Source organism: Desemzia sp. FAM 23990, assembly GCF_045528485.1.
GTDB lineage: Bacteria > Bacillota > Bacilli > Lactobacillales > Carnobacteriaceae > Desemzia.
This window is the reverse complement of record NZ_JBGQQW010000020.1, coordinates 18,840-40,658: the sequence shown is the minus strand read 5'-3', so window position 1 is coordinate 40,658 and position 21,819 is coordinate 18,840. Positions and strand designations below refer to the sequence as shown.

Genomic DNA, 21,819 nt, shown 5'->3' with positions numbered 1-21,819 from the left:
TTAGCAGTTTCCGTTAAAAAGTTTTGATAAAAGTTCTATATTAAGATTTGAATAAAGTGCTTTTTTTGGTATAATATATTTAAACTAAACGATATAAGAAATGGGGCAATTTGAATGTTAAAAACTTTAGATGTGAAAACAAAGTCCATTACAGAAGCCAAAAAAGAATTCTCAAAAATTGTGAAAGAAACAAATGAATCAGGAGAACCAACTTTTATTTTCAACCATAACAAACCTGAAGCAGTAATTCTAAGTAATGATGTATATGAAAAACTAGTTAGAAATTATAGAGAATTGGAAAATAAATTGTTCTATAGTCAGTTGCAAGAACGAGTTTACAAAGGACCGGGTAACCTTATCTCTGCTGAAAAGGTTCTTGAGACAGAGCAGGAATTAAACGCTTTTGCTTCTCTATCTGATGAGGAGTTATTTGACTAATGGCTCAAGTATACTTTTGGGAAGAGGCAGAAAAAGACTATAAGAAATTAGATGGTATGTTAAAACAATGGGTAAATGAAGCTGTAGAACGTTTAGAAGATAGAGGTTCAGAGATTGGCAAAGTACTTGGAAATATAAACTATGCAAAATTAGCAGGGTTTAAAGAATTAAAAAATCAAAAATTAGGCATTCGCCTTATTTTTAAACCTTCAGTAAATGGACAAATAGAAATTATTGAGATTGTCACGATTGGAAAAAGAGATGAAGAAAAAGTTTTTGTTATTGCTGAGAAGAGAAGGATAAAAAGACAATAATTTTAACTAAAAACTGACTTTAAAATACTACAAACCCTCACGCTTATTTAAGATAAGAGTGAGGGTTTGTAGATTGTACAAGTATGTTTTCACTTATTGTAACACTATTTAAAAATCATAACTTTTTTGGGTTATCCAACGCACAAGGAAATTGTTTTATTTTTAAATTTTAAATTAAAAAGTTTATTTAGCAAGATCTTTTTTGTTTAAAAAGCTGCACTTATCTAAGTAATTTCACTAAAAAACTGCTATACTAAAAAAGAACGTAAGTCTGAATGAGGAGCAATTACATGTTAACATTTGAAGAAAAAAAGGCTATTTTTGATAGCTACCCTGAATTGACAGCAACACCCGTATCAATGAATCGTGTGAATTACCATTACGAAGAAAGTGCTGTTGCTAAAACAATGGTGGTTCGTTTCTTGCATCCGAATGGAAATGCCTTGATTTATGCAGGTTATTTGCCTAAAGAAGAAATCGCCAAAGAAGGCTATATTTCTGTTTTAGAAGCTTCTGAAGAAGAAATTAGAGACTTAATAGACAAAGCCCTTGAATATTTGAACAAAAAAGAAAATGGTTATGCAGTTGGCTACCAAGAACTTTGGATGGATCAGTACGGTGAAAAACTGATTTTACAATATGATCATCCAATGTGGGCTGTGTTAGTGGAAAATGGCCAAATTGAAGGAGTATTCAAGTCTAAAGAAGCTGCTGAAGGCTATTTGATGGACGAAGGATTCTTAGAAGATTAATTATAGAAATGTACGTGGAGGAAAGTTGTTAATATGGATGAAAAAAATTTGTCGCTTCGCTTAGAACGAGTAGCAAACTATATCAGAAAAAATGACCGCTTAGCAGATATTGGATCGGATCACGCTTATTTGCCAAGTGCTTTAGTATTAAACGGTATGATTGAATACGCGATTGCTGGAGAAGTAGTGGATGGTCCTTATCAATCTGCTAAATCACATGTAGCTGAATTAGGTTTTGAAAAACAAATCGACGTTCGTTTTGGAGATGGCCTTGATGTAGTGGATTTGAAAGATAACATCTCAGCGATTTCTATTTGCGGAATGGGCGGCAGTTTGATTGCGTCTATTTTAGATAAAGGTTTTAACGCCGATAAGTTGAGCGGTCAAGAACGGTTGTTGCTGCAGCCGAATGTTGGAGAATACACGTTGCGCAAATGGCTGGTCGAGCACGATTACCAAATCGTTGCTGAAGACCTATTGGAAGAAAACCATAAAATGTATGAAATCATGATTGCAGAAAAAAGCGATCAACCTGTTGAAGCCACTGAAGCTGATTTGCAATATGGTTTCTTGTTGAAAAATGATCCTACGCCAATGTTTAGAAAAAAATGGCAAGTGGAGCTGAAGAAATACAAGTACATCCATGCCAGCTTAGAACAATCAAAATCAGACCAAACAGAAAAACTCAAAACTGTGAAAGAGACAATTCAACAAATAGAGGAGTTGTTAGAGAAATGAGTATAACTGGAAGAGAACTGGTACAAAAATTTGAAGCTTTCGCGCCGCCGTTTTTAGCAGAGGAAGGCGACCCAATTGGGTTAGCTGTAGGGACATTAGACAGACCCATTTCTAAAATCATGACCACACTGGATGTGCGTCCGGAAGTCGTCCAAGAAGCGATTGAAAAACACGTCGATTTTATTTTTGCGCATCATCCGCCAATTTTTCGACCGTTGAAAAACTTGGCCAGTGACAGTCCGCAAAACCAAATGTTCCATGATTTGATTAAACACGACATTACCGTTTATGCTGCTCATACGAATCTGGACATTACAGAAAACGGCATGAACGATTGGTTGGCTGAAGCTGTGGGAATCGAAGACACAGAAATCCTGACTGAAACCCAACGCATTTATTACAAAAAACTAGCTGTTATGGTGCCGCCTGAAAATGCGTCTGAAGTCAGAGAAGCCTTAACTTCAGTTGGCGCAGGACAAATTGGAACCAATTATGTGAAGTGTAGTTACACTCTTGCAGGGACAGGTCGTTTTACACCGGTCAAAGGAGCAGACCCGGCCATTGGTGAAGTAGGCGAAGAAGAGCAGCTGACAGAAGTCAAAGTGGAAGTGGTCGTACCAAACCGCCTTGTAGATAAAGTAATCCAAGCTTTGATTAAAGCTCATCCTTATGAAGAACCGGCTTTTGATGTGTATACCATTGAAAGTCTGCACGATAACTATGGTTTGGGCCGAGTAGGAAACTTAGTTCAGCCGATGACCGTAAAAGAGTTTGCTCAAAAAGTCAAAGAGGTTTTTAACGTTTCTGGCTTGCGCTACATTACACCGGATGACACTAAACTCGTGAAACGAGTGGCGATTTGCGGTGGCGATGGGGGCAAGTTTTACTCAGATGCGCTTAAAAAGCAAGCCGATGTGTACATTACTGGAGATGTTTACTATCATGTTGGACACGATATGTTGGCAGATGGTCTTTCAGTAATCGATCCAGGCCACCACATCGAAGAAATTTGTAAAACGAAACTAGAAGAGTTATTTACGGATTGGAAAGGGGAAGAAAATTGGGAAGTCGAAATTATTTCTTCCACATTAAATACGGATCCTTATCAATTTTTGTAAATTCGCTCTTGCGTAATCCTTATAAGTTGCGAGATAATTAAATACAAGAAACAACTCACCATTTTAAAATCGGAAGGAAGTTTAAGCCACATGTATGAAAATTTAATCCCGCGTTTTATTCGCTATGTCAAAATAGAAACACGTTCAGATGAAAACAGCACGACGATTCCAAGTACACAAACACAAGTAGAGTTTGCTAAAACTTTGATGGAAGAATTGAAAGGAATTGGATTGGCTGATGTGTCTTACAATACCAATAATGGCTTTGTAACGGCGACAGTACCAAGTAATATCGACAAAGAAGTCCCAACGATTGGGTTTATTGCACACATGGATACTGCTGATTTTAATGCTGAAAACGTTGCTCCTCAATTCCATGAAAACTATAATGGAGAAGCTATTGTCTTGAACGAAGCGGAGAACATCATTCTTTCTCCAGAAGACTTTCCAAATTTAAAAAATTACGTTGGTCAAACTTTGATTACAACTGATGGAACGACTTTGCTAGGCTCTGATGACAAATCAGGTATTGCTGAGATCGTGACAGCGATGGAAATTTTAGTCAATGATGATTCAATCAAACATGGGAAAATCCGTGTTGGTTTTGGTCCAGATGAAGAAATCGGGATCGGTGCAGATCGATTTGATGTAGAAGAATTTGCTGCTGATTATGCTTATACATTGGATGGGGGACCTGTTGGTGAATTGGAATATGAAAGTTTCAATGCGGCTTCTGCTATTGTTACTATCCAAGGAAAAAACGTGCACCCAGGAACGGCTAAAGGGAAAATGGTCAATGCCATTAAATTAGCCATGACTTTTGATGCTCAATTGCCTCAAGATGAAGTACCTGAAAAAACGGAAGGCAGAGAAGGCTTTTATCACTTATCTGGCATTGCCGGAACAGAAGAAAATGCTCAATTGTCTTACATCATCCGTGATCACGACAAAGAAAAATTTGAAGCGCGCAAAGCTGCTGTTCAAACAGTGGCGGACGATATGAATGCTTCTTTAGATAGTGATCGTGTACAAGTTGTCTTGAAAGATCAATATTACAATATGGGTGAAATCATTGAAAAGGATATGCGACCGATTGACATTGCTCAAGAAGCCATGGAATCGTTAGGCATCAAACCAATCATTGAACCAATCCGTGGTGGTACAGATGGGTCGAAAATTTCTTTCATGGGTCTTCCAACACCGAACATTTTTGCTGGTGGAGAAAACTTTCATGGCCGTTATGAATTTGTTGCCGTTGAAAGTATGCAAAAAGCGACAGATGTCATTGTTGCTATCGCTAAATTGAACGCTTCTAAAGGAGAATAGAGCATGTGGTTGATGCTTTATTTTCTCTTGGTCAATATTCTGTTGTTCATTATGATGGGTGTAGATAAGAAAAAGGCTGTTCAGCACAAATGGCGCATTCCAGAGAAGAATTTGCTGTTTCTTGGGTTGGTTGGTGGAGGGATCGGTGGTCTCTTGGGTATGAAAATATACCGTCATAAAACCAGAGAATTCAAATTCAAAGTGGTGTATGCTTTGGGAACGTGTGTGTTGATAGCAGGATTAGCAGCAGCGAACTTAATGTAACCGGAAAAAGCAGACGAGTTCTGCTTTTTTTGTCTTTAAATGAGAGAAGTTAGGAGGTGTATGTTAAAATAGGTAACAGAATAGTCTAGCAAAAGGCGGTGACGTAAGTGAGTTTACAGTTTATTTTAGGAAGAGCCAATACAGATAAAAGAGATATCATGTTGAATGAAATCTCAGACATTTTACAAGAAAACAGAAAGACACCAGTGTTTTATTTGGTGCCGGAACACATCAAGTTCGATGCCGAAATGACGGTATTGAAAGAACTGGGTGAAAGAGAACCGTTCAACCAGCAAGAACTTCTTGGTATGATGCACGTTCAAGTCTTCAGTTTCAGTCGTTTAGCATGGTACTTTTTACAAGACACGGATTTATATGTCAAGCCACAGTTGACTCAAACCGGTCTATCTATGTTGATTCGGAAGTTGTTATTGCAATATGAGGATGAACTCACTATTTATCGTGGTGAAGTTCGTAAAAATGGATTTGTGCAAAAATTGAGTGATCTCTTTTTTGAATTGCGCAGCGGTCGTATTGCTGAACAAGACTTAGTGCAAATGATTCAGAATTTAGGCGACACACCTAAGGAAGCCGATTTTAAATTAAAACTGCAAGATATCTCGCTCATCTATAGAGCATTTGGGGAAGCAGTGAAAGGGAAGTACATCGAAACCGAAGATGTGATCACTGCTTTAATCGAAAAGATTCAAGGTATGGATCTATCAGATGCTTATATTTATGTCGAGGGATTTTATCAGTTTACTGCTCAAGAGCAGGACTTGATTCTGACATTGATGCAGCATACGAAAAAAGTAACTTTGGCGTTGACGTTGGATAAAGCCTATCCTACTGAAAAGCCTGATTTAACGAATTTATTCCGAGTAACTGGGACTACCTACTACAAGCTGTATCAATTGGCACGTCTCAATCAAGTAAAAGTCCAACTCGATCAAGTGATCACTGAGAAAGACAGTCATTACTGTGAAGAATTGAATCAGTTGGAACAGTACTGGGTGGAGAGCAACGAGCTGTCTCCGACAAACTTGCATTTGAAACAAGAGCGGATCCCGATGGACGATTGCATCGAGATTTGGGGAGCTGAAAACAAACAAGCAGAAGTCAATCATGTAGCCACAGAAATTTTGAAACTGATTGCTACTGAAAAATACCGCTACAAAGACATTTTAGTATTGGCTCGGAACCCGGAAGATTACCGAACATCGCTGCAGCCGACATTTGATAAACATCACATTGAAACGTTCTTTGATAGTGCGGAAGTGATGTCTCATCATCCGTTGAGTGAGTTGCTGGATGCACTATTTGCGATCAAAAAGAACAACTGGCGTTATGCAGATGTGATGCGTTTATTGAGAACAGAATTATTTATGCCGCCTGTTACGATGGAACTATCTGCCGATCGCATGATGCGCGTCAAACAATATATGAATCATGCAGCCAAATTTAGAGATGCCGTCGATATCACAGAAAATGTGGTCTTAGCGTATGGGTATGAAGGCTACCATTGGACGAAAAAAGATCCGTGGAAGTACACGCGATTCCAATACGACGATGCCGATTTTCAGTCTGATGCCGATGTGGTTTTTGAACAGACAGCGAATCAGGTAAAAGATTTTCTCAACCATACATTGTCGCCCTTCTTTAAACGCTTGGATAAAGCCGAAACTAGTATGGATGCTGCAAAAATCGTTTATCAGTTTTTAGAAGCCAATGGCGTTCCGGATCAATTGCTGTTTTGGCGTGATGAATTGATTCAGCAAAATGATTTGGAAATGGCTAGAAGACATGAACAGATCTGGCAGGTATTTATTCAGTTATTGGATGAGTACGTTGAAGTGTTAGGCGAAGAGGCATTTGATGAAGAAAGCTTCCGGATGATTCTGATTACTGGATTTGAGAATGCTTCTTACAGCATTGTACCGCCAAGTATCGATCAAGTGATTTTTTCTGGTTTAGCAGGAGCACGGATCGGCACAGCCAAAGTGACCTTTATTTTAGGATTGACCAATACCAATCTGCCGGTTAAAACAGAGAACAAAACGATTTTGACTGAAGAAGACCGAACGTTGATCGGCGACTTTTTAGCGACAGAAGAAAAATTCTTAAAACCTTCAGTCGAATCGCAAATGGCTGCTGAACCGTTTATTGCGTACCAAGCCTTTTTAGATTCTTCAGAAAAATTGTATTTGATGTATCCAGCCAGCAATGATTCAAAAGAAAGTCCTAAATTATCGCCCTATGTCCAGCGAATAGCCGATTATTTCGACATTTCTGTACAAGCCAAACCGGCAGATGTGACCTCCCTGATTGAATTGAAGAAAGAAGATGTATTAGCTTTTATCGGCTCGAGGGAAGCAACTATGGGGCAATTGCTGATGATTTTACGCAAAGCCCAAGATCAGCAAGCGGACTTGCATCCTTTCTGGCAAATGCTGTATCAGTATTTCAAATTGAACGAAAAGACTTCTTTGATGTTCAATCGTCTGCTGGCAAGTTTGCGCCGGAAAAACATTCCGCTACCGTTAACCGAAGAATTAGCTGAACAGTTATATGGAAAAGATTTATACATGTCGGTTTCACAACTGGAGTCGTATTATGCAGATCCATTCACGCATTTCTTGACCTATGGCTTGAAGCTTAGAGAACGAGACGTGTTTGAATTATCAGCAGCCGGCACGGGTGAATATTTCCATGAAGCATTAGATTTATTATTCAAGACATTAATCAATCGTGATCTTTCTTTTGACCAATTAGATAAAGAGGCTCTAGAAAAAATCACCAATGAAGTCCTGGAATCTTTGATCAGCAAAGGCAAATACCAAATCTTATCTGCTTCAAACCGAATGATGTACATTCGTGAGCAGCTGGCCAATACGATTCAGCGTGTGGCGTGGGCTATCGGCAACCAAAGCAGACGGACAAATATGGCCAATGCTCAAACAGAAGTTTTATTTGGACGGATCGCGGCTCAAAAAGGAATCGAAGGACATACTTTTGCGCTAGCTAATGGCGGAGAATTGCATTTAAGAGGGAAAATAGACCGGGTCGATGCTATGGAGATCAATGACAAGCATTACTTATCTGTAGTCGATTACAAATCCAGTAAACATTCCTTTAGTTTTATTGATGCTTATTATGGATTAGCGATGCAGATGTTGACGTATTTAGATATCGCTTTAGCTCATTCGGATGAATTGATTGGGAAAAAAGCTTTACCGGCTGGGGCATTTTACTTGCAAGTGCAAAATCCGTTTCTTAAAGAAGGAACATTTGTCGATGAGGACCAATATCGGGAAACGTTGTTAAAAATGTACAAAATGGATGGTTTCTTGTTGGATGACGAGGATATGTTGGATGCTCTAGATTTAACGGTTGAACCGAAGAAGAAATCATTGGTGTACCCATTTGAACAATTGGCTAAAGGGACGATGAAATCCAATAAGTTCGTCACGTTGGATGATATCGAAACCTTATTGCGTTTCAATAAAAAGAAAATCATTACTGCCGGAAACAATATCATTAAAGGCGATACCCGTTTGAGTCCGATCAAAGAGAAAAGTGCGTTTATTTCTTCGGTAAACGGACCGCTAAAAGCTGTATCGTTTTTCGATGCTGCATTGTACACCGAAAACAAATACCGTCGAATGGAAAAATTGGGTATTCCAGATATTCTGGACAGAATGAAACGTGAAGGAGATGCAGAAGAGTGAAACCATTACCATTAAAACCTGAAAACAGCCGTTTTACAGATGATCAGTGGCAGGCCGTATACGATTCAGGAACCAATTTGCTGGTGTCCGCTTCTGCAGGGTCAGGAAAAACCACCGTACTTGTAGAACGAGTGATCGAAAAAATCAAAGCCGGGACCAATGTGGATGAATTGCTGATCGTTACCTATACGGATGCTGCTGCCAGAGAAATGAAAGAACGGATCCAGTCCGCTTTACAAGAAGCTGTCACTGGCGAAAGTCTGACGGATCAAAAAAGGCATCTGGTAAAGCAGATTCCGTTGCTTTCTCAAGCGTCGATCAGTACGATCCACTCATTTTGTTTGCAAGTCATTCGCCGTTATTACTATTTGATCGATTTAGATCCAGTGTTCCGCCTGCTGACAGATGCAACTGAAATCGTTTTGCTGCAAGAAGATGTCTGGGACGACGTGAGGGAAGAATTGTATGGGGAAGAAGACAGCATGTTTAAAACATTGACGGCAACTTATTCTAATGACCGTACCGATAACGGGCTGCAAGACTTGATCTTCTCTTTGTTTGAATTCTCACGAGCTAATCCGAATCCTGAATTGTGGTTGGAACATTTAGGCGATCTGTACAAAGTAGAACAGAACTCTTTTACAGAAAGCACATTGTATCAGGATCTGCTGAAACCGCAAGTGAAAGAAATCTTAGTCGGATTGGAAGAGCAATACCGCTATGCGAACAGCATGGGAGAAAATAGTGATGAATTAATGGCTGGTAAAAAACTGGTGGAAAATGAATGCAGCCATATCACTGAATTGCTGCGCTTATTGGATGAAGGAAACGTAGATGCTGTTTACAATACCATCCAAGCTTTTGAATTTGCCAGATGGAAAGGTCCGAAAAAGAATGCGGACGATGAGGTAAAAGAAGTTGGGCAAGATATGAAAGCCATTCGTGACCAGAATAAGAAACGGTACACGACCATGAAAGAAGATTATTTTGCTGCGCCTCTAGAAAAACAGCTTAGCTTGATGCAGCAAACCGTACCGTTGATTCAAGAGATGGCTCGGGTGACACAACTATTTTCTGAAGCTTATACAGCGAAAAAAAGAGAACGCAACTTATTGGATTTCAATGACTTGGAACATTTAACACTGAATATTCTGGCTCACTTTGAAGAGGGTAAATGGACGCCAAGTGAAGCCAGCACTCATTACCGGGATAAATTCAGTGAAGTCATGGTCGATGAGTACCAAGATGTCAACCAGTTGCAAGAGAATATTCTGCATTGGCTGACGAAAGATGATGCAGAAAACGGCAATTTCTTTATGGTGGGAGATGTGAAGCAGTCTATTTATTCTTTCCGTTTAGCAGATCCAGGCTTATTTTTAAAAAAATACGAAACGTATGGGAAGTTGCAAGATGGCGAACGGATTATCTTAGCCGATAATTTCCGTTCCCGAGGAGAAGTACTGCAATTTATCAATCTCTTGTTCATACAATTGATGGATAAATCAGTGGGACAAATGGAATATGATGAAGCCGCTAAACTGGTTCAAGGGTTTAAAGACTTCCCAGTTTCTACTGTTCATCAGCCGGAGATTCTGATCTATGAAAAAGAAACAGATGAGGATGAGGATGAGACGGAACTGGATGAATTCTCCATTGAAACTAAAACAGAAGGCGAATTGACGATGGTGGGGCAAAAAATCAAAGATTTGGTCGATGAAGAGTTTCCTATCTACGATAAGAAGAAGAAAGCATATCGTCCGATTCGCTATTCGGATATCGTGCTGTTAACACCGACGAAGAAAAATAATGCGACCATTCAGACCTTGTTTAAGCAACTGAATATTCCTTTATTAGTCAATGATACGCAAAATTATTTTCAGACAACAGAAGTCACGATCATGATGTCTTTATTGAAAATCATTGATAATCCCTATCAAGATATTCCATTGGCGAGTGTCTTGCGTTCTCCGTTAGTTGGCTTGAATGAACGAGAGTTGGCATACATTCGCATCACGAAAAAAACGGGTGATTACTACGATGCTGTGTCAAGTTTTTATCGGGAGTATCCAGGGAACAATAAAGAGACTCGTTTTACAGGCAACTTATATGAAAAAATCCGTCTATTTTTAGAACGGTTAACGAGTTGGAGAGAAATTGCGCGCAGAGAATCGATCGTCACTTTGATTTGGAGTATCTATCAAGAGACAAACTTCTTGGATTATGTAGGGGGAATGGCTTCTGGCCGTCAACGAAAAGCTAATTTGCATGCGTTGTATGAACGAGCAGCGAATTATGAGCAAACTAGTTTCAAAGGGCTGTTTCAATTTGTCCGCTTCATTGAAAAAATGCAGCAAAAAGACAAAGACTTAGCAGAGCCGACTGCTTTATCGGAAGACGAGAATGCGGTCCGGATCATGACGATTCATGCCAGTAAAGGATTGGAATTCCCCGTCGTCTTTGTATTGGACTTGACCAAGCGATTTAACTTGCAAGACACGATGAACAGTTATGTCTTCAATGAACACTTGGGTGTCGGGACAGAATTCAAAGATTTAGACAAGAGAATCCGATACACTACGTTGCCTGAAACTGCGTTGAAAGTAGAAAAGAAACGAAAACTATTGGCGGAAGAGATGCGGAAGTTGTACGTGGCTTTGACGCGAGCAGAAGAAAAACTATTCTTAGTCGGCTCGTATAAAAATGAAGAAGCCGCTTGGAAAGATTGGGGCGTGGTGAGTTCTCATCAGCAAACAGTTCTGCCGAGTGACTTGCGTTTAACAGCGAGCAGCTTGATGAAATGGATTGGCTTAGCCATTGTCCGTCATCCAGACAGTCAAAATGACCATCTGCACATTACTGCCAAGAATGGCGAAGTACAGCAACATACTGCGTCATTTAGTGTTCACTTTGTAACGGAAAAAGAACTGTTGGAACAAAATGAAGAATTGGAAATTGATTTTGATGCCATAAAATGGTTAGACAAAATCGAGCAAGCTCCAAGTGTTGAGCTGGAAGGGCACTTGCAGCAAGATTTTAAAGAAGTGAAACGCTTGTTGGAGCATCGTTATTCTCACCAAGCCGCGACACATACGACCAGCTATCAATCAGTTTCTGAAATCAAACGGATGTTTGAAGAACCGCATGAAGGCCAGTTGGTCAAAATCGATGTCAATGAACCGCGAAATCAAAACCGATACACAGAAGACAAGTTGAAACGACCTGCATTCTTAACCGAGACGATTGCACCGACCAGTGTTGAGATTGGTACAGGAACCCACCTGGTGATGCAATCGATTGATTTGCATGAACAACCGACCATTGAGTCGTTGAGTCGATTGGTAGAAGAACTGGTTGAAAAAGGCTTGTTGCAAACAGAAACAGCCAAACAAATTGAAATAGAAAAAATCGCCGCTTTCTTTGAAACTTCGTTAGGGGAGCAGCTGATTAATGATGTTGCATTGGTGGAAAGAGAAAGACCATTTTCCTTGTTGATGAATGCTGCAGCTATTTTTACAGACATGGACGGCAGTGCTGAGGATAAAATCTTGATTCACGGAATCATGGACGGATATATAGAATATCCAGATAAAGTGGTGCTATTTGATTACAAAACTGATCGATTGATCCGGTTTAAAGAACGTGCTCATGAAGAGATGATCCAGAAATACAAGGGACAATTGCTATTGTATAAAGCAGCTTTGCAGTCTATTTTGAATAAACCTGTTACAGAGACCTATCTATGCTTGTTGGATAGTGGGGAAGTTTTGGCAGTGAATTAATAGAATAATTGTATGGAAATGCAAAAAACGAGCTGGTGATTTACTTCCAGCTCGTTTTTTGTTTGTCATTTTATTAAGTGAATAGGGGATGGCGCCTTGTAAACGCGCTGCGAAAGTCAGCTCACACGCTTTTCTCCACGTTCTTGGCTTAAGCGTCTTTTTTTCGCTCTATTCTAAGTCATAATTAACGCCTTCCGTATAAGTATTCCCAGCGTCCCATAGCAGGAATTCATTGACTCCGGCTTCTTTTAGGGCTCTGATTTGGGCTTCGACTTCGGCTGGTCCGTATTGCAGATAATTTCCCGAACCTAGGTAAGAAGCAGTGAAGTCTTGTAACCATGGACGAGATCGCGGCGGTGTTTCCAGGCTGCCTAGTACGTCATTTTCTACTTTCATGTATTCTGAAATAATGTTGTAAGGTTCTAAGTCAGGCTTGGCGATCCCAAAGTAAGGTCCCCAGTGGCTTGGATAGATCATAGAAGAAATCACATCGACATTTTCAGAAATTTTAGAGAAGTTTTGACCGATTCCAGGAGCTTCCGGAACAGTAGCAGAATACCCGAAGATATCTACGGAAACGTCGACTCCATAAGGTTCCAATTCTTTCTTAGCGTATTTCACGAAATCTGTTACCGATTCAACACGTTGTTGAACATCATCCAGATCCATTTCATCGTATCCGCCACGGGTGTATTGAAGTTCGTCTGAACGAGTTTCGAATCCTTCAGGGAATCTAACATAATCAAACTGAATTTCTTTAAAACCCATTTTAGCAGCTTGCTTGGCGATCTCCACATTATACTCCCAAACTTCTTGAGAAAATGGATTGACAAAACTTTCTCCACGGTTGTTTTTCCATACGGATCCATCTGAATGTGTAAAGCTCAATTCTGGACGAGCTTCCGCTAAACGTGTGTCTTTAAAGACAACGATACGAGCGATAGGGTAAATCTCATTTTCTTCAAAGTGAGTCATTAATGCGGATGGATCGTCAACATAATTTTGAGTATTTTCTTGAACGATTGGGTTATCAGATTGCAGGTCCAGCGTCATATCTCCGAAATCATCCTTGATATCGACGACCATGGCATTTAATTCAGTATCATTTAACAACTGAGTCAATTCTGCTAAACGAGAACCACCAGCTGAGTGTCCTGTAACGTAAACTCCTTTTACACCATCTTCAGGATAAGCAATTTCCACGCCGCTATCAAAAGTAAATTGAGTAGGATAATTTTCTGGAATGGATAAAAGGTCGGCACTGTGAATGGTCAATACTTGAGTCTCAGCATTCTCTTCTGCATGTACATTTTGTGAATAGGCAGCAAATAAGAGAGTTGCGGATAGGGGAATGGACCATTTAAATGTATTTTTTTTCATACTATTCTTCCTCGCTTTCAGGTGAAACAATTAATTTTGGATCGATCAGTGTAAACTCTTGTTCTCTCAATCCCTCAGCAATGGGCACAATGGCTTGATTGGTCCATTCACGGTCATGCATCAAAATGTTTGCGCCGTTATAAAGCAGTTCTGTATTCATCGTGATATCCAATAAGGCATCGGCATCTTGATAGTCCGGTTGAAAGTCATAGCCGAACGTCCAGTTCATTAAGGTCATATCTTCGTCAGCCACTAATTGTCTAGAAACATCGGTATTAGCCCCATGAGGTGCTCGGAAAAAGCGTGGTTTTTCACCAATGACTTCTTCGATCAATGCATTGGTTTCTAAAATTTCAGCTTTTTGTTCTTCAGTTGAGATAGTTTGTAAATTAGGGTGAGTCTGAGTATGGTTCCCAATCTCAAAACCTAAATCATGAATTTCTTTTAATGCTTCTTTTCCTTCATCTGATTCTATGTACATCCCATTTACAAAGAATATAGCAGGAGCATCAATTTCTTTTAATTTGTGGGCCATTTCTACACTGTATTTATCAGGGGCATCATCAATAGTCAATAAAGCGATCTTTTCTTCAGAGGTTTCATCCTCGATTGGTTCAATAGCATAATTTGAGGGGTTCACTTGATATTGATACGCTACAGCTGTTTCTTCAGCGGCTTCATCGTTAGATTCCTCTGATTCAGTACTAGACTCAGTTTGACTTTCCTCAGTTGTGGATTCGGATTCAACAATAGAAGAGGAAGACTCTTCAGTCGTTTCTTCCGTAGTTCCGGTGGCACATCCTGCTAGAAGTACCGTACTAAATAAAGCAAGTGCCGTGATTCTTTTTTTCATAAAATCATCCTCCTATTTATTATTTTCAAGGGAATCTAATGCAGCAGCAGCTTCAGTACGTGAAGTTTGTAATTGAGCTAAGTTGCTGTCTAATTGAATGAAAAGATCATTTGTTGCGGTATGTTGTTCATTAAGCTGCTCGATCCCTGTCTGAAGCGTTTCATATGTAGCATCTTCTTCAACGAGAGATTGGAAATAACTTTCTTGTTCCGTCAATGTGGCGCCATATAGTTCTGTAAACTGGTCTAGTGAACCGTTTAAAGTAGTTAATGCGTCTGTAACGTTGGTAATTTCTTCTGAAGGCAAATCTTCGCTATCTAAATCCGCCAACTCATCAGATTGTCCCTTAAGATTTTCAGCAGCCTCTTTTAAGCTGTCTAGATCTGTTTGGCGTGTTTCAATGTTTTCAAAGACTGCCGCGGATCCGTCTTTTAAAGTACTTAACTCTGCATCCTCCGCTAAAGTTGTTTCAAATTCAGCTTGCAAGTCCGCTTCTTGTGAAGCAATGGCATTCAATTTTTCAATAAGGGTATTTTCTACCGTTTCAATTTCTGTGGTCACATCTACAGCTTGTGCAACCCCTGTATCACAACCAGTAAGAACGGTACTTAATCCAAGGAAACTTACGGCACCTATTATCTTTTTCATGTTTTAACTCCCTTTTTACTTGTCCTGTATGTTCACAAAAAATGAACATAATGTAATTATAACAAAACCGTTCCCATTACCCAATGAAAAAGCCTGTTTTTTAACTATTTGTACTATTTACTACTAAATAAATGGATTCACCTCCACAGTCTTTTAAAAATAAACCTGTTGCTTAACTGAAGAATCATGTAAAATAGGAATGTGTTATGATTAGAGGATAAAGTGAGGTTTAGAAATGTTTATTTATTATATCATTGCAGCCGTAATGGTCGGAGTAGACCAATGGACCAAATATTTAACTGTAGCAAATATTGATTTATACGAAACAATCGAATTTATACCTGGTTTATTATCTTGGACCTATATTCAAAATGATGGAGCGGCTTGGAGTATCTTAGAAGGCCAAATGTGGTTCTTTTATATCATTACTGCAGTTGTACTTGTAGTATTAGTGTACAATATGCAGAAATATGGAAAAGGAGACCGTTTGTTTTCTTGGTCGTTAACCTTTATTCTAGCCGGTACGATTGGAAATTTTATTGACCGTTTAAGACTGCAATACGTTGTGGATATGGTCAAATTAGAATTCATTGATTTCCCCATCTTCAACCTAGCAGACAGCTTGCTGTCGGTCGGTGTCGTCTTACTAGTCATTTACGTATTTGCAGACGAAAGAAAAGAGAAAAAGAAAAACAAACAGGTGAAATAAGAAGGAGTTTGAATGCATGACAAATGAATACGAAGTAACCATTAAAGAACAAAAGGGAAGAATCGATAAAGTATTGGCAGAGATGATTCCCAACAAAACACGTTCTGCTATCCAATTATGGATCAAAGAGGGCTATGTATTAGTGAATGACGAACCGGTCAAGACCAACTATAAAGTCCAATCAGGGGATGAAGTTAAAATCACAGAACCTGAACTGCAAGAGTTGGACGTAGTCGCACAAAATCTCCCTTTAGAGATCGTGTACCAAGATGAAGATGTGGTTGTCATCAATAAAGAGCAAGGAATGGTCGTTCACCCATCAGCTGGACATCCTGATGGAACACTAGTAAATGCCTTGCTGTATCATATCAAAGATTTATCTGGTATCAATGGCAAGATTCGTCCAGGAATCGTCCATCGCATTGATAAAGACACTTCAGGATTGCTGATGGTCGCTAAAAATGACGTAGCGCACGAAAAATTAGCCGCTCAATTGAAAGATAAAACCAGTATTCGTGAATACGTAGCCTTAGTTCATGGTGTTATCCCGCATGAAAAAGGAACGATTGATGCTCCTCTGGGACGTTCAAAAATCGATCGGAAAAAACAAGATATCGTAGATGGCGGAAGACCAGCTGTGACTCATTTTAGAGTATTGGAACGGTTTAAAGACTTTACATTAGTTTCATTGCAACTCGAAACAGGTCGTACGCACCAAATTCGTGTACACATGAAATACATTGGTTATCCGCTTGCTGGAGATCCAATCTATGGACCCAGAAAAACGTTAGAAGGAAAAGGTCAGTTTCTACACGCTAAAAAATTAGGTTTCAAACACCCTAAAACAGATGAAATGATGGTATTCGAATCTGAATTGCCAGAATTGTTCAAAGAGACACTAGACAAATTACGCAGCGTATCAGAATAATCTCCGAAACGAATCGTTGAAGAGTTATTTGATGACAGAATGGAGGAAAAGAATGAGCATTCATTCAGAAGTTGAAGTGGTAGACGAAGCAGCTATGAGACGTGCTTTGACCCGTATTTCTTATGAAATTATTGAACGCAACAAAGGTATCGATAATCTGGTTTTAGTCGGCATCAAAACAAGAGGAATCTTTGTGGCTCAACGGGTCGCTGATAAGTTGAAGCAACTGGAAGGCGTCGATGTACCTGCTGGAGAGTTGGATATTTCATTGTACCGTGATGACGTTCATACAAGCAGAGACACCGATCCGGAAGTGAAAGGTTCTTCTATGCCGGTTTCGATTGAAGGCAAACAAGTGATTTTAGTAGATGATGTTCTGTATACAGGCCGAACAGTCAGAGCTGCTTTGGATGCTTTAATGGATCTAGGACGTCCAAAAAAGATCTTATTAGCTGTACTGATCGATAGAGGCCACAGAGAATTACCGATTCGTGCAGATTTTGTTGGAAAAAACATTCCTACCTCTCTAGATGAGCAAATTAAAGTTGCTGTAGAAGAAGTAGACGGTAAAGATCAGGTGTTGATCCAAAAACTCAACGCATAAGAATAGTTCACCGTGCAAAATTGCTGCACTTTCTTAAAAAGCAACGACCCCCAAATCTTAGAGGAACATCTAAGGTTTGGGGGTCGTTTGTTTATGGAAAAGTAGTCAAAGAATGCATCTAAGACCGCTAATGGAACATTTGTATCATACTTTTAGCTGATTGACCAACTCTTCATCGGGTGTGACGAATATCGTTTGTTGACCTTCATAAATCACAAAACCAGGTTTGGCACCATTTGGTTTGCGTATTTTTTTCACTTCTACATAATCGACAGGCACGGAAGCCGATAATCTGGATTTGGAAAAATAGGCCGCAATATTGGCCGCTTCCAATAAAGTTGTTTCAGAAGGAGCGCTGTCTTGGATAATTACGTGCGAGCCAGGGATATCTTTAGTGTGCAGCCATATTTCTGATTTACGAGCGGTTTTTAGCGTTAGCTGATCATTTTGCAAATTATTTTTCCCTACTAAAATCGTTGTGCCGTCAGAAGATTGGTATTGATCTGGTTTACTGGTTTTGAGTTTTTTCTGTTTCTTTTTCGTTTTTTTCTTCAAATAGCCTTCTTGGATCAATTCTTCTTTGATTTCAGTAACATCTTTAGGGGTAGCCAATTCCAATTGAGTCATGATGGAATCTAAATAATCGATTTCTTCATGAGTCTGTTTCATTTGTTCATTGACATAGATAATGGCATTTTTTAATTTTTGGTATTTCGAAAAGTATTTTTGTGCATTTTGAGACGGTGTTTTTCTTGGGTCTAATAGAATGGTTATAGGGTTATTATCATCATAAAAATTTTGTAATTCAACAGATTCTTGGCCTTTTGTCAGTTCATGCAAATAGGCTGTTAAAATTTCCCCTTTCACACGATAGTCATCGGCGTGTTCTGTTTCATCTAATGTCTGCTGTAGTTTAGTCAATTTTTTCTTGTTCCGTGATAGTTCCGTTTGCAATACGTGGAATAAGTTAGCTGCTTGCTGCTTGACCCGATCTTTTTCAGCTTTATCCCGGTAAATGTCATCCAACAATTGGCTTAATGAAGTATAAATAGTTTGTACGCCATCTAGTGAGACATATGGAACAGGTGTAAATGTTTCTTTATTGTTGACTTGAGTTTTTGTAGGTTCGATATTTTTTTCTTGAATACGACTGAAAAAAGTTTGAAAAACATGCGGCAACTGAATTTCATCTTCTTTACTACGTTGCAGTAATTCGTTTACAGTATCTGATCCTAACCCTTGGAAACTGGATTGCAGTTTTGTCCCTGAAGGAAGATCGCTCTCAGTTTGAATAATTTCCAATACTTGGTCTTTGGATACGGTAAAAGGATTTATTTTATCTTGATGAGGAGGCGTTTTATAGGTTGCCCCCGGCATAATTAGACGATAAGAGTTTTGACTGCTGGGTATGTGTTTAATGCTGTCTAAAATACGCATCGTGTCTTGTTCGATCAAGAAAATATTGCTGTGGCGACCCATTAATTCTACTACCAGCATGACATTTTGGATATCTCCGATTTCGTCGCGACTTTTAAACAAGAATTTAATGATTCGGTCATTTTCAACTTGTTCTATATTTTCGAGAATTGCTCCTTCTAAATGTTTGCGCATCATCATACAAAATTGTGGAGGAGAATCAGGGTTCTCGTAAGGTATATCTGTTACTTGGATACGAGCGTAACTCGAATGAGCAGAAAGCAATACTTTTTGATTCTTTCCATTTGCTCTCATCACAAGAATGATTTCGTTTTGATAAGGCTGATGTATTTTTGAAACTCTGCCATTGGCAAGAAGATCTGCTAATTCATCGACCATTGCATGGGTAAAGACACCATCAAATGACATATGTGTATCCCTTCTTTCATTGCTATTCATATACTTGTACTCAACACAGTACATTAGTTGCCTATTGGTCATTATAGCATTTTTTACTTGCCAAAAGTAGCAGAGTAGTTTTAGTCTTTCAAAAAACAAGAGAGAATACTTGAAATCTGTTTTATTTATTGTGTAAAATAGATACTGTTGCAAATATAGAAGAGGTGTTAAACATGGAATGGAGTTACAGTGGAGAAGCAGGGCCAGAATTTTGGAGCGGTTTATGCCCTGATTTTCAAACAGCGGAAGCAGAAACAACCTGGCAATCTCCAATACCACTATCGCAAACTGCTGCAAAAAAAATGGTTGCGAGCGATGAAGAATTGATCTTTATTGGAGATCCAAAGAAATTTAAAACAGACTTTTTTAATCATACGATCCATTTATCTCCAGCAGCGGATCAAGAGACAGCCAGTGTCGAGTTTAGACAAACACGTTATGTGCTGGAAGATATCCATGCTCATTTACCCAGTGAACATGTGATTGACGAAAAGTCGTTTGATTTAGAAGTACATTTTGTCCATCGTTCGGCTGACGATGAAGTGTTAGTGGTCGGAGTGATGGGTAAATCTCGTAATGAAGACATTCAAGAGTATTTATTAAATGGTTTTGAGGAATTGTTGACCGAGGAAGAATTAAAACAGCACCATATTTTAGAATTGGATTTGGAGCAATTAAAGCCAAAAAACAGATCCTTTTTTTATTACTCGGGCTCGTTGACCACACCTCCGACTGTAGGACCAGTGCAGTGGATCGTGATGAAAAATGCTGTTTCTTTACCCCTGGAGCTCATACAGGCTTTCAAAACAACCATCGGAAAAACCAATCGACCATTACAAGCTGTTCATGATCGCGAAATTACACTGTATGAATCCTAAGGACATCCGCAAAATGCTTAAAAGCTCCTAGGATAGTTAAATTTGAACCAGCTTTTTAACTAGCTTATGTTTTATGGAGCAGATTAGGCTTGACAGACTTTAATGGAAAGCGTACTATGATTCTAATATCTTTTATACGAAAAGGAGACTCCTTATGGACCAACTGCATTCTATTCAACAGCTACAATTACATATGGATTGGCAAAGCCGCAATAGATAGGTTGGTTTATGAAGAATTTCATAGATGCAACCTTCAGGAAACTGAACTTGTATCTATGTTGGTTTATTTGAGTCTACAATCAAAATCAGACCGCATAGAATACTACTTATTCTATGCGGTTTTTGTTTGTAAAGAACAGTTACCGCGTTTACGCGAGGTAACTGTTCTTTTTTTTATGAAATGGGAGAGGAACTAGTTATGAAGAAAAAAGAAACTAAACGATGGCATACCTAGTAGAAAAAATAACTCAGCAATATTTCAAGGAGGAATAGGAATATGAAAAAAATGATTGGTTTTATCGCTATTTTAACCATTATACTCACGGTTGCTTTTTTCTCGGATACCGATACAACAGCTCAACCATCCGAAAACGAATTACCGGTTGTAGGTGTTTTACAATTAACGAGTCACCCTGCATTAGACTTAATTTATGAAGGTATTGTTGACGCCTTGAACGAAGCAGGTTATGTAGATGGAGAAACAATGATACTGGATTTCCAAAATGCTCAAGGTGACCAAAGTAACCTCAATTCAATGAGTACACGTTTTGTCAGTAGAGATGCGGACGTGATGGTAGGCATCGCTACTCCATCTGCACAATCTTTAGCAAATGCTTCTTCTCAGATTCCGATCGTTTTAGGAGCTGTTACAGACCCTGAAGCCTCTAATTTAGTGGCCAGTAATGAAGAACCTGGCGGCAACATCACCGGAGTGAGTGATGAAACACCGATTCAAGAACAATTCGATCTGATTCAAGAAATTTTACCTGAGGCAAAGAGTATTGGAATCCTTTATTCTTCCAGTGAAGACAATTCGATCGTTCAGGGGGAAAAAGCCGCTGAAATTGCGAAAGAAATGGGATTTGAAACAATTACTATGACGGTTTCATCCACGAATGATGTGTCCCAGATTGGTTCAGCACTGGCTTCTCAAGTAGATGCTATCTGGGTGCCAACAGACAATACTGTTGCCAGCGCGATGAATACCTTAGTCGAAGCAGCAGATGCTGAAGGAATCCCTATTATTCCAGCAGTGGATACAATGGTGGAACAAGGCGGATTAGCGACAGTTGGCTTGAATCAATATGAATTAGGAAAACTGACTGGAGAAATGACTGCTGCTATTTTAGATGGAAAAATAGATCCAGCAACGACACCGATTCAATATTTGGAACAAGGAGATATTTTTGTCAATCCTGAAAAAGCAGAAGAGTTGGGCATTATCTTACCGCAACAAATGATGGAACAAGCAACAATCATTGATTAAC

18 protein-coding genes are annotated in these 21,819 nt (G+C 39.2%); 14 read left to right on the top strand and 4 right to left on the bottom strand.

Features of this window, described 5'->3' with window-relative positions:
• Nucleotides 1-114: 114 nt before the first annotated feature.
• The 9 genes from ACEN4I_RS08885 to addA all read left to right on the top strand — a co-directional run bounded on the left by ACEN4I_RS08885 (nucleotide 115) and on the right by addA (nucleotide 12,457).
• The gene (locus tag ACEN4I_RS08885) at nucleotides 115-438 is read left to right on the top strand and encodes a type II toxin-antitoxin system Phd/YefM family antitoxin (protein ID WP_407097065.1); all 324 of its coding nucleotides are present in this window, start codon (nucleotides 115-117) and stop codon (nucleotides 436-438) included.
• Nucleotides 438-752: a type II toxin-antitoxin system RelE family toxin gene (locus ACEN4I_RS08880; protein ID WP_407097066.1), complete on the top strand. Its 315-nt coding sequence runs from the start codon at nucleotides 438-440 to the stop codon at nucleotides 750-752. Before ACEN4I_RS08885 ends, ACEN4I_RS08880 begins: the two co-directional genes overlap by 1 nt.
• A 290-nt stretch (nucleotides 753-1,042) precedes the next feature.
• Nucleotides 1,043-1,504: a hypothetical protein gene (locus tag ACEN4I_RS08875; protein WP_407102756.1), complete on the top strand. Its 462-nt coding sequence runs from the start codon at nucleotides 1,043-1,045 to the stop codon at nucleotides 1,502-1,504.
• A 33-nt stretch (nucleotides 1,505-1,537) separates the two neighbouring features.
• Complete coding sequence (locus ACEN4I_RS08870) at nucleotides 1,538-2,242, top strand: tRNA (adenine(22)-N(1))-methyltransferase (RefSeq protein WP_407102755.1); 705 nt, start codon at nucleotides 1,538-1,540, stop codon at nucleotides 2,240-2,242.
• The gene (locus tag ACEN4I_RS08865; RefSeq protein WP_407102754.1) at nucleotides 2,239-3,360 is read left to right on the top strand and encodes a Nif3-like dinuclear metal center hexameric protein; all 1,122 of its coding nucleotides are present in this window, start codon (nucleotides 2,239-2,241) and stop codon (nucleotides 3,358-3,360) included. The genes ACEN4I_RS08870 and ACEN4I_RS08865 overlap by 4 nt, the downstream gene beginning before the upstream one ends.
• Nucleotides 3,361-3,450: 90 nt before the next feature.
• On the top strand, nucleotides 3,451-4,686 hold the full coding sequence (gene pepT / locus ACEN4I_RS08860) for a peptidase T (protein ID WP_407102753.1): 1,236 nt from the start codon (nucleotides 3,451-3,453) through the stop codon (nucleotides 4,684-4,686).
• Between the two features lie 3 nt (nucleotides 4,687-4,689).
• On the top strand, nucleotides 4,690-4,950 hold the full coding sequence (locus ACEN4I_RS08855) for a DUF1294 domain-containing protein (protein ID WP_407097071.1): 261 nt from the start codon (nucleotides 4,690-4,692) through the stop codon (nucleotides 4,948-4,950).
• 107 nt (nucleotides 4,951-5,057) lie between these two features.
• Nucleotides 5,058-8,678 carry a PD-(D/E)XK nuclease family protein gene (locus ACEN4I_RS08850; RefSeq protein ID WP_407102752.1) on the top strand — a complete coding sequence of 1,207 codons (3,621 nt, stop codon included), beginning with the start codon at nucleotides 5,058-5,060 and terminating at the stop codon, nucleotides 8,676-8,678.
• Nucleotides 8,675-12,457 carry a helicase-exonuclease AddAB subunit AddA gene (gene addA / locus ACEN4I_RS08845; protein ID WP_407102751.1) on the top strand — a complete coding sequence of 1,261 codons (3,783 nt, stop codon included), beginning with the start codon at nucleotides 8,675-8,677 and terminating at the stop codon, nucleotides 12,455-12,457. The genes ACEN4I_RS08850 and addA overlap by 4 nt, the downstream gene beginning before the upstream one ends.
• 168 nt (nucleotides 12,458-12,625) lie before the next feature.
• On the opposite strand, the gene ACEN4I_RS08840 is transcribed toward addA, so the two are convergent.
• The 3 genes from ACEN4I_RS08840 to ACEN4I_RS08830 are packed head-to-tail and all read right to left on the bottom strand — an operon-like array spanning nucleotide 12,626 to nucleotide 15,338.
• The gene (locus ACEN4I_RS08840; RefSeq protein WP_407102750.1) at nucleotides 12,626-13,837 is read right to left on the bottom strand and encodes a putative glycoside hydrolase; all 1,212 of its coding nucleotides are present in this window, start codon (nucleotides 13,835-13,837) and stop codon (nucleotides 12,626-12,628) included.
• A 1-nt stretch (nucleotide 13,838) separates the two neighbouring features.
• Nucleotides 13,839-14,690: a polysaccharide deacetylase family protein gene (locus tag ACEN4I_RS08835; protein ID WP_407102749.1), complete on the bottom strand. Its 852-nt coding sequence runs from the start codon at nucleotides 14,688-14,690 to the stop codon at nucleotides 13,839-13,841.
• Nucleotides 14,691-14,702: 12 nt separating this feature from the next.
• Nucleotides 14,703-15,338: a YkyA family protein gene (locus tag ACEN4I_RS08830; RefSeq protein WP_407102748.1), complete on the bottom strand. Its 636-nt coding sequence runs from the start codon at nucleotides 15,336-15,338 to the stop codon at nucleotides 14,703-14,705.
• Nucleotides 15,339-15,573: 235 nt separating this feature from the next.
• On the opposite strand from ACEN4I_RS08830, the gene lspA reads away from it, so the two are divergent.
• Genes lspA through pyrR form a run of 3 tightly spaced genes read left to right on the top strand, consistent with a single transcriptional unit; the run spans nucleotide 15,574 to nucleotide 17,579 of the window.
• Nucleotides 15,574-16,047, top strand: a complete 474-nt coding sequence (lspA, locus tag ACEN4I_RS08825) for a signal peptidase II (protein ID WP_407097077.1) — start codon at nucleotides 15,574-15,576, stop codon at nucleotides 16,045-16,047.
• Nucleotides 16,048-16,063: 16 nt separating this feature from the next.
• Complete coding sequence (locus ACEN4I_RS08820; protein ID WP_407102747.1) at nucleotides 16,064-16,975, top strand: RluA family pseudouridine synthase; 912 nt, start codon at nucleotides 16,064-16,066, stop codon at nucleotides 16,973-16,975.
• A gap of 52 nt (nucleotides 16,976-17,027) precedes the next feature.
• Nucleotides 17,028-17,579: a bifunctional pyr operon transcriptional regulator/uracil phosphoribosyltransferase PyrR gene (gene pyrR, locus ACEN4I_RS08815; protein ID WP_407097079.1), complete on the top strand. Its 552-nt coding sequence runs from the start codon at nucleotides 17,028-17,030 to the stop codon at nucleotides 17,577-17,579.
• 144 nt (nucleotides 17,580-17,723) lie between these two features.
• Here the strand turns inward: pyrR and ACEN4I_RS08810 are convergent, their stop codons facing one another.
• Complete coding sequence (locus ACEN4I_RS08810; RefSeq protein ID WP_407127717.1) at nucleotides 17,724-19,424, bottom strand: NFACT RNA binding domain-containing protein; 1,701 nt, start codon at nucleotides 19,422-19,424, stop codon at nucleotides 17,724-17,726.
• A 203-nt stretch (nucleotides 19,425-19,627) separates the two neighbouring features.
• Here ACEN4I_RS08810 and ACEN4I_RS08805 point away from each other — a divergent pair, with 203 nt between their 5' ends.
• A complete protein-coding gene (locus tag ACEN4I_RS08805; protein ID WP_407097081.1) occupies nucleotides 19,628-20,332 on the top strand; it encodes a carbonic anhydrase family protein in 705 nt (234 codons plus the stop codon).
• Between the two features lie 496 nt (nucleotides 20,333-20,828).
• Nucleotides 20,829-21,818: a tryptophan ABC transporter substrate-binding protein gene (gene trpX, locus ACEN4I_RS08800; RefSeq protein ID WP_407097082.1), complete on the top strand. Its 990-nt coding sequence runs from the start codon at nucleotides 20,829-20,831 to the stop codon at nucleotides 21,816-21,818.
• Nucleotide 21,819: the final 1 nt, after the last annotated feature.